The organism is Rhodococcus sp. H29-C3, assembly GCF_030063405.1.
Lineage (GTDB): Bacteria > Actinomycetota > Actinomycetes > Mycobacteriales > Mycobacteriaceae > Rhodococcoides.
Window position 1 is genome coordinate 1 of sequence record NZ_JASITC010000043.1, and the last position, 3,767, is coordinate 3,767.

Here is a 3,767-nt window from a genome sequence, read left to right on the forward strand (position 1 = left end):
AAGTCGCCGCCGAGCTCAACGACCGTCCGAGGTTATGTCTGAACGACCTCACGCCGAACCAGGCTGTGCGACGATGGTGGCCCCTGCATGATTACCCGATGATTCGCCACGACTAGTGGAATCCGCCGTCTGTACAGGGCTCAAAAGTCCTGGAGGTCGATCCTCTATCGAGGCATTGTTGCATCGGTCATCTCGGTCCAGAATTCGGACAGTCTGCTCGAGTAGTTGCAGCGGCTCGCTGATCAAAGGTGGCGGTTGCTACCCGCGCGAACCACCAAGGCGACGTCGCCAGCAGTCGGGGTGGGTGATCCGCAACTTCGAACACTGCGGCGAGGGTTACCAGGTGCCAGTTTCGGAAATGCGGATTATTTAGCGCCGATCCGGCTGCACCGGGTGACGAACCGGCGGATCATGGAGAGACGAGAGCGGGGTGTTGTCCTACATGTGCTGTCCCTGCGGCCTGCATGGACGACGGTGGCGGTAGCGATCTTACTGGGCATGATCCTCACATCGACCCGGCCGATCAGCGGCCACTACTGACCTCGATCGACCGGTGGGGCCAGTTGCACCAAGGAACTGTTTCCACCGTTATTGAGAGAGTCCCCATCTGGGCCCGCGGCACGACATTTGTTGACGACGGTGGACGGTGTCGTCACTCGCTCGGGGTATTGCGGTGGACGGCGTTGAGTCTCGAGAGCGCGATGGTCAGGGTCAGTCCCACGATGACGACCGCGATCACAGCGACGAACACGGCGGTCGAGGTGTTGAAGTTCCTCCACCAGGCGAGGGCGATGGCTGCGGCGGCGGTCAGTGTTGCGCCGATGGGCAGTAGCGCGGCGAGCCACCGCGTCGTCGATGCGGCATGGGGGTCGCCATACAGGCGCAACACTCCCCCCACACACAGCAGGGCGCACAGATATCCCAAAAGCGCCGAGGATGCGTAGAACGGCAAGATCAGCGGACCCGCGTCGAAGGTTGTCGAGCGTCCCGAGAACCCGGCGGCGAGCGCAACCAACATGACACCGAGACCGGTGATGATGCCGATGAACGCGGCAGGCAGGACCAGCTCCACCCGCAGTGCGCGGCCGCTCATCTCGCGTTCGTGGGCCCATGATCGGAGCATCTCATCGCTGTCGTGTCCCAGTACGGAGGTGACAGCGTGACCATCGTGTTGCGCTGCGTCGAGTTCGGTGTCGAGTTCGGTCAGAAGGGTGCGGCGGTCGGTTCGGCGGACGCCTGCTCGCCGCCACAGTGTGGTGGCTCGGCGACTGATCTCGCTTCGTGCGATGTCGCTGGTGTGTGCGTCGGTGTGTGCGGTATTCATGATGCGTCCGTTCTAATAGCGGCGGGGATGGGGGACTGCAGAAGTGAGGTGACACTGCTGGATACGGTGAGCCATTCTGCGGTGCCGCTGGCAAGGGTGTCGACGCCATCGCCGCTGAGCGAGTAGTACTTCCGCGGAGGCCCGGATGGGGATGGGCGGGTTTCGGAGGTGACGAGACCGGACTTCTCGAGTCGCGCCAGGAGCGGGTACGTCGATCCGCCCGCGACGAGCAGGTTCTGCTCGGCGAGCCGTTCGGTGAGTTCGTATCCGTAGACGGGCCGTTCGCGTAGCAATGCCAGCAGGCATAGATCCAGTACGCCTCGTAGTACGAGGCTTCGTCGTTCCACTGCACTCATGTTGAGCAAGGTAGCACGCATGTAGCGTGCTCAACAAGGTACCGACGGAGTCGATTCACCGGTGTCTCGACGGCGGGCCGCCGTGCATCGCAACGGGTGTGATTGGGTCGAACCGCGCGTCGTGGGTTCGGGTGGCGCGGAACCGGGTGGTGGGGGTGCGCGGCGGGGAGGTACCGTGCGAGGGTGAGTTCACCGACAGCATCCAAGGTGGAGCTACCGGCAGTCCGGTAGCTCGACGAAACCCCGAGTAGCGCCTGCCTTTTCGCGGCGCACTTTGTGGGTGAACCGTGTCGCGGTTCTGCGAGCACCGAGGTGCCGGTCCCTGTGTGTAGTCCTGGACCCTTCTCACCTTCTCACCTTCGGAGCTCGAATTCATGCCGTTGATTGTCTTTTTGCTTGCCGCTGCCGTGTTCGCGCAAGGAACCTCGGAGTTCATGCTCGCGGGTCTGCTGCCCGCTATCGCCGCCGATCTCGACATAGCCGTCCCGCAGGCGGCCTTGTTGACCTCTACGTTCGCTGTCGGAATGATCGTGGGAGCACCGTTGATGGCGGCGCTGAGCCGCCGTTGGCCTCCGCGCCGAGCATTGTCGGTGTTTCTGTTGTGCTTCATCGTCATGCACATCGTCGGCGCGCTCACCGACAGCTACGCCGTACTGCTGGTGACGCGTGTGGTCGCGGCTATCGCGAATGCGGGGTTCCTCGCGGTCACATTGTCGACGATCTCGGCGTTGGTTCGCCCGGAACGCACAACGCGCGCGGTGGCGATCATCCTTGCCGGCACCACCCTCGCCCTCGTGGCCGGAGTGCCCACCGGTGCGCTCGTCGGGTCTGTTCTCGGCTGGCGGGCAGCGTTGTGGGGTGTCGCGTTGTTGTCGGTACCGGCACTTCTCGCCGTCGCGGTCGCTGTTCCCGTGCGCACGGATACCGTTCTACCGATCGGGGGCATCGGTGGAGAAGTTGCTGTGCTGCAGCATCGTTCACTGCGGGTTCCATTGGCGCTCGCTGCCCTGGTGAATGGGGCGACGTTCTGCGCGTTCACGTATCTCGCTCCGATCGTCACCGAGCGGGCGAATCTTGACCCGTCGACGGTGCCGATCGTGCTCGCGGTATTCGGGATCGGTTCGTTCCTCGGGGTATGGGCCGCGGGGCGGTTCGGTGATGCCCATGCGCCGCGGATCCTCACGATCGGGGGTGGCGGTCTCCTCGCGGGTTGGGTGGTGTTCGCGGTGTCGGCACAGTATCCGGCGTTGGTGTTCGTTCTGGCGTTGGTTCAGGGCGGGTTGTCGTTCGCGGTCGGTAGTACGTTGATCGCGCTGTCGATCCGTGCCGCGTCCGGTGCACCGACGATGTCCGGGGCGTTCGCCACTGCCAGTGTCAATGGCGGGGCAGCGGCCGGCCCGGTGCTCGGCGGGATCGCCTATGGCACATCGGTGGGGACGACCGGGCCGTTGATCGTCAGCGCAGGATTGATCGCTGCGGCACTGATGGTGCGCCGGGTCTTGGCGTAATTCACAGCGCAGGTCCCCCCACTGTTGCCGTCAGGGCGCCAACGACGCAGGGACTGCTCGTCCAATGCCCCGCGCGGTAGATGAGCAGGGGCGAGCTGGTCGCATCGCGGGTCAGTAGGGCGGTCACCGGGCCCGCACCTCCACACGGAGGGTAGTGCGTTCTGCGAATGTGACAGCCCGGACCGAACTCGACACCCGGCGGAATGCGTTTGCCGGTGTCGAGGGTGGTCGAGGCGAGTCCATTGGAGACTCCTTGCTGATTCGGTGGAATACCGGCTGCGGCGACGATCCACGCGCCGGTCCAAACGATGGCCACTGCGGGTCCGAAGATGCTCAACATTGGCACGCGCGCCCAGCGCTAATCGACTTCCCAAAAGCCCAGTGAAAGAGAGACTTTACAATCAGCGCAAGTAAACAGGCCAGGCTAGTCCGGTAGCGTAGAGCTAGTGCGGCGCGCCTGAAGTATTTGGGCGGTTATGTTTGGTTGAATTGAACATGCGCGCAGCACCGTTGTCGATTCCCGATATCGATCGTGATCAGCTCGAGAAGTGGGTTCGGTCGTCCACCATCAGGGCCGGT

4 protein-coding genes are annotated in these 3,767 nt (G+C 63.7%); 1 reads left to right on the forward strand and 3 read right to left on the reverse strand.

What is annotated here, in order from left to right; genetic code table 11:
* Positions 1–652 precede the first annotated feature (652 nt).
* Together QMK32_RS24995 and QMK32_RS25000 are read right to left on the reverse strand one after the other, a co-directional pair.
* Complete coding sequence (locus QMK32_RS24995; protein ID WP_283478264.1) at positions 653–1,324, reverse strand: hypothetical protein; 672 nt, start codon at positions 1,322–1,324, stop codon at positions 653–655.
* Positions 1,321–1,680, reverse strand: coding sequence for a PadR family transcriptional regulator (locus QMK32_RS25000; RefSeq protein ID WP_283478265.1), 360 nt, complete (start codon positions 1,678–1,680; stop codon positions 1,321–1,323). The genes QMK32_RS24995 and QMK32_RS25000 overlap by 4 nt, the downstream gene beginning before the upstream one ends.
* A gap of 374 nt (positions 1,681–2,054) precedes the next feature.
* Between QMK32_RS25000 and QMK32_RS25005 the strand changes: the two genes are divergently transcribed.
* Complete coding sequence (locus tag QMK32_RS25005; RefSeq protein WP_283478266.1) at positions 2,055–3,188, forward strand: Cmx/CmrA family chloramphenicol efflux MFS transporter; 1,134 nt, start codon at positions 2,055–2,057, stop codon at positions 3,186–3,188.
* 1 nt (position 3,189) lies between these two features.
* Here QMK32_RS25005 and QMK32_RS25010 read toward each other — a convergent pair whose 3' ends face one another.
* Positions 3,190–3,534, reverse strand: a complete 345-nt coding sequence (locus QMK32_RS25010; protein WP_283478267.1) for a hypothetical protein — start codon at positions 3,532–3,534, stop codon at positions 3,190–3,192.
* Between the last annotated feature and the right edge of the window lie 233 nt (positions 3,535–3,767).

Bases quoted from the DNA above. Each gene is read 5' to 3' on its own strand.
- QMK32_RS24995 (WP_283478264.1), bottom strand. From the start codon at position 1,324: ATGAATACCGCACACACCGACGCACACACCAGCGACATCGCACGAAGC.
- QMK32_RS25005 (WP_283478266.1), top strand. From the start codon at position 2,055: ATGCCGTTGATTGTCTTTTTGCTTGCCGCTGCCGTGTTCGCGCAAGGA.
- QMK32_RS25000 (WP_283478265.1), bottom strand. From the start codon at position 1,680: ATGAGTGCAGTGGAACGACGAAGCCTCGTACTACGAGGCGTACTGGAT.